Consider the following 3,276-nt stretch of genomic DNA (forward strand, 5'->3'; position numbering starts at 1 on the left):
CCCTGGGGCCTGGCAGCGGCCACGCGCTCAAGGATATAGGGCTTGAACGGGGCAAGCTTGCAGGGGCTGGGGGCGCGAGGCTTGTAGCGGATATCCGCTACGGGCAGCGGGCTACGGATATATCTGCGAACGGTCTCACGAGAGCATGAAAGCTGGCGCGCGATGGCGCGTATCGACATGCCCTGACGGTGTAAAACACTCATCTCCACTCTGGTCTCCAATGTCATCATTGGCAGTGCCTTAAAACTGCCATTTTTACCCTGGGTGGGTCAGATTTACATCGGCAGGTGGGCCAGTTTTACATCGGTAGCGACACTGTTGGGCAGGAAGAAGACGCCTACCAGCAGCAGGGCAGGAATGGTAATCACGCCCAGCATCCAGCGCCACTCGCCGGTGTAGCTAAACGCAGTATCGGAAAGATACGCCCCGAGAATACCGATAGTGACCATCAGCTGGTACAGCGAAATCATACTGCTGCGAATTTTCTCTGGGGCGATTTCAGACAGGTAGAGCGGTGCGGTGTAGGAAGCGACACCAACAGCCAGTCCTAGCAGGACGCGGGCAACAATCAGCATTTCCGGGTTAGGCAAAAATGCGGACCACAGGGAGCCGATAACGAACAGCACTGCGCCGATCATCAGGCTCTTTATTACGACCAAGATAGGAAGACATCCAGCCGCTGCCGACGGCACCGATGGCGGCATCAAACATCATTGAGCTGACGATCCACTCCTGCTGATGCGCAGTAACGTTGAAGTCTTTCGCGATGAAAGGTAATGCACCGGCGATAACGCCAATATCCAAGCCAAACAGCAGACCGGCTAGGGCTGCAAGGAAACAGACGAACAGGGTCATGACCTTGTTCGATGTTCTGCTGCGCTTTTTATTATCAGGCATAACGCCTCCATTTAGTAGTACCGCTTGTTATTGTTATAGGTGTTAGAAAACCCAAGCGCATCAGGCTGTGCTTCAGATCACACTGGTGTAATCGCTTACACACCAAAAGTATCTGAAAATGCCCTTTTTCCCTGCCGCTGCGCTTTGTAACCAGTAAGTCATAGCGATTTGTAGTGTGTATTATTTCACAGCCCGATCAAAATCAGACTGTGCTGAAATAGCCCATTTTATGTCGCAATGTTAAGAGAGGAAAATCTTAATTAGCAGAAAAATAAGATGTTTATAAATGTAATCGCTATCATAAGTCCAATAAAAAAGGGTCACCCGAAGGTACCCCTGTGAAAATGCGAGCCGAAAAGGTTATTTCAGGCCAGCAGCTTCATGCAGCTGGGCTGCTTTGTCGGTTTTTTCCCATGGGAAATGTTCGCGACCAAAGTGACCATAAGCGGCAGTTTCGCGATAGATTGGATGCAGCAGATCCAGTATCTGGATCAGACCGTAAGGGCGCAGATCGAAGAACTCGCGCACCAGCAGGGCCATGGTTTCGGTAGAGATTTTCTCCGTGCCGAAGGTTTCCACCATGATTGAGGTGGGTTCTGCCACGCCGATAGCATAGGAAACCTGGATCTCACAGCGGTCAGCCAAGCCGGCAGCAACGATGTTTTTCGCCACGTAGCGCGCAGCATAGGCTGCTGAACGGTCCACTTTTGAAGGATCTTTACCGGAGAATGCACCACCACCGTGACGAGCCATGCCGCCGTAGGTATCAACGATAATCTTACGACCGGTCAGACCGCAGTCGCCCATAGGGCCACCGATTACGAAACGGCCAGTCGGGTTGATGTGATATTTGGTGCTGGCGTTGACCCACTCTGCAGGCAGAACCTGCTTGATAATCTCTTCCATCACCGCTTCCTGCAGATCTTTCTGCGAGATATCTTCCGCGTGCTGAGTCGACAGCACTACCGCGTCAATACCTACGATCTTGCCGTCGTCGTACTGGAAGGTAATCTGGCTTTTTGCATCCGGGCGCAGCCACGGCAGCGTGCCGCTTTTACGCACTTCCGCCTGGCGCTGCACCAGACGGTGAGCGTAGGTCACGGGAGCAGGCATTAGCACGTCAGTTTCGTTGGTGGCATAGCCAAACATCAGGCCTTGGTCGCCTGCACCCTGTTCCAGCGGATCGGTACGGTCAACGCCCTGATTAATGTCAGGTGATTGCTTGCCAATTGCGCTCAGTACGGCGCAGGAGTTGGCATCAAAGCCCATATCAGAATGAACATAGCCAATATCACGCACGGTCTGACGCGTGATCTCTTCGATATCAACCCATGCGCTGGTGGTGATTTCACCGCCAACCAGCACCATGCCGGTTTTCACATAGGTCTCGCACGCAACGCGGGCTTTCGGATCCTGCTCGAGGATAGCATCGAGCACGGCATCAGAAATCTGGTCGGCGATTTTATCAGGATGTCCTTCTGATACAGACTCGGATGTAAAAAGGTGTTTAGCCATTTTATTCTTTACCTTGACTGACTTGAACGGGTGGAAGATCGACTGCATAGCGCAAAGACTGGAAACCAGCCGGTCACTCAGAATTAGCGCTCCCACAGGCAAAGCGATTAGCACTAGTACAAGACGCTTAGAAGCTAACGAGTATAGACGGATTAATCTGTACGGCTATTTTAGATTACACGTTAAGCGAATTGCCAGTTTTTTTTACTTACAAGGATTTTCCAGTCAGCGTAAAGAGTGGCAATTAATCCTGACAGGGTTAGCTGTATAAAACGCCGCGCCTGCCGTTGCGGTTTTGACTTGCGCCGCACCAGACTGCCAGTCATCGTGTTTTTAGTGACTTTCAGCCTCAGTTCTTGCTTTTCTACACATTGGTTAAACTGTCACAACACCATGATATTCTCAGATTATCCTGAGTATTGTCCCTGTTGGATCTCCAATGGCATTCGCTTAAGAAAGCAACTATGCAACTATGCTATAAAAATCTAGGCGTTTTCGGAGAGGATGCTGATGGACATATATCACTATTTGAATAAAACATTTTATGATTCATGTTAAAAAATTGCCAATTCATGGCAAAAAAGGAAAGATCAATAGACAACAAATTGGTTGTTTTGTTTCTAATAAAAATTATATCAGGGAAAATAATCACGGATACGCTTATATTATTAATGAAGTATGGGCTGAGTGTGCTCGTAAAAAAATACCATTACCCCAGCATAAACCGGTCTCTGCCTCATCAATATGCAAAGCCAGAATGAAATTACCAGATAATGCAATAAAAACCATAAATAAAATATCATTTATGTATGGGAAGATAAAAACCATCCCAAAACAGGGAAAAGGCACCGACTTTTTGCTATA

General features: G+C 49.0%; 3 protein-coding genes and 1 pseudogene. 1 reads left to right on the plus strand and 3 read right to left on the minus strand.

Going from position 1 to position 3,276, the window contains the following annotated elements; genetic code table 11:
• The 3 genes and pseudogenes from BBW68_RS17155 to metK all read right to left on the minus strand — a co-directional run.
• Window positions 1-230, minus strand: a 230-nt coding sequence (locus BBW68_RS17155) for a helix-turn-helix domain-containing protein (protein ID WP_148127696.1), incomplete at its 3' end; no start/stop codon positions are given.
• A gap of 84 nt (window positions 231-314) precedes the next feature.
• Window positions 315-897 (minus strand): annotated as a pseudogene (locus BBW68_RS13750) (MFS transporter); the annotation flags it as partial.
• A gap of 360 nt (window positions 898-1,257) precedes the next feature.
• Window positions 1,258-2,412 (minus strand): methionine adenosyltransferase, encoded by a 1,155-nt coding sequence (gene metK / locus BBW68_RS13755; RefSeq protein ID WP_070135779.1) that lies wholly within the window; start codon window positions 2,410-2,412, stop codon window positions 1,258-1,260.
• A 544-nt stretch (window positions 2,413-2,956) separates the two neighbouring features.
• Here metK and BBW68_RS18535 point away from each other — a divergent pair.
• On the plus strand, window positions 2,957-3,276 hold a 320-nt coding region (locus BBW68_RS18535), incomplete at its 3' end, for a hypothetical protein (protein WP_148127698.1).

The organism is Candidatus Erwinia dacicola, assembly GCF_001756855.1.
GTDB classification, from domain to species: domain Bacteria; phylum Pseudomonadota; class Gammaproteobacteria; order Enterobacterales; family Enterobacteriaceae; genus Erwinia; species Erwinia dacicola.

What these genes read in the sequence shown, in the direction of transcription:
- metK (WP_070135779.1), bottom strand. Translation starts at nt 2,412, where the DNA reads ATGGCTAAACACCTTTTTACATCCGAGTCTGTATCAGAAGGACATCCT.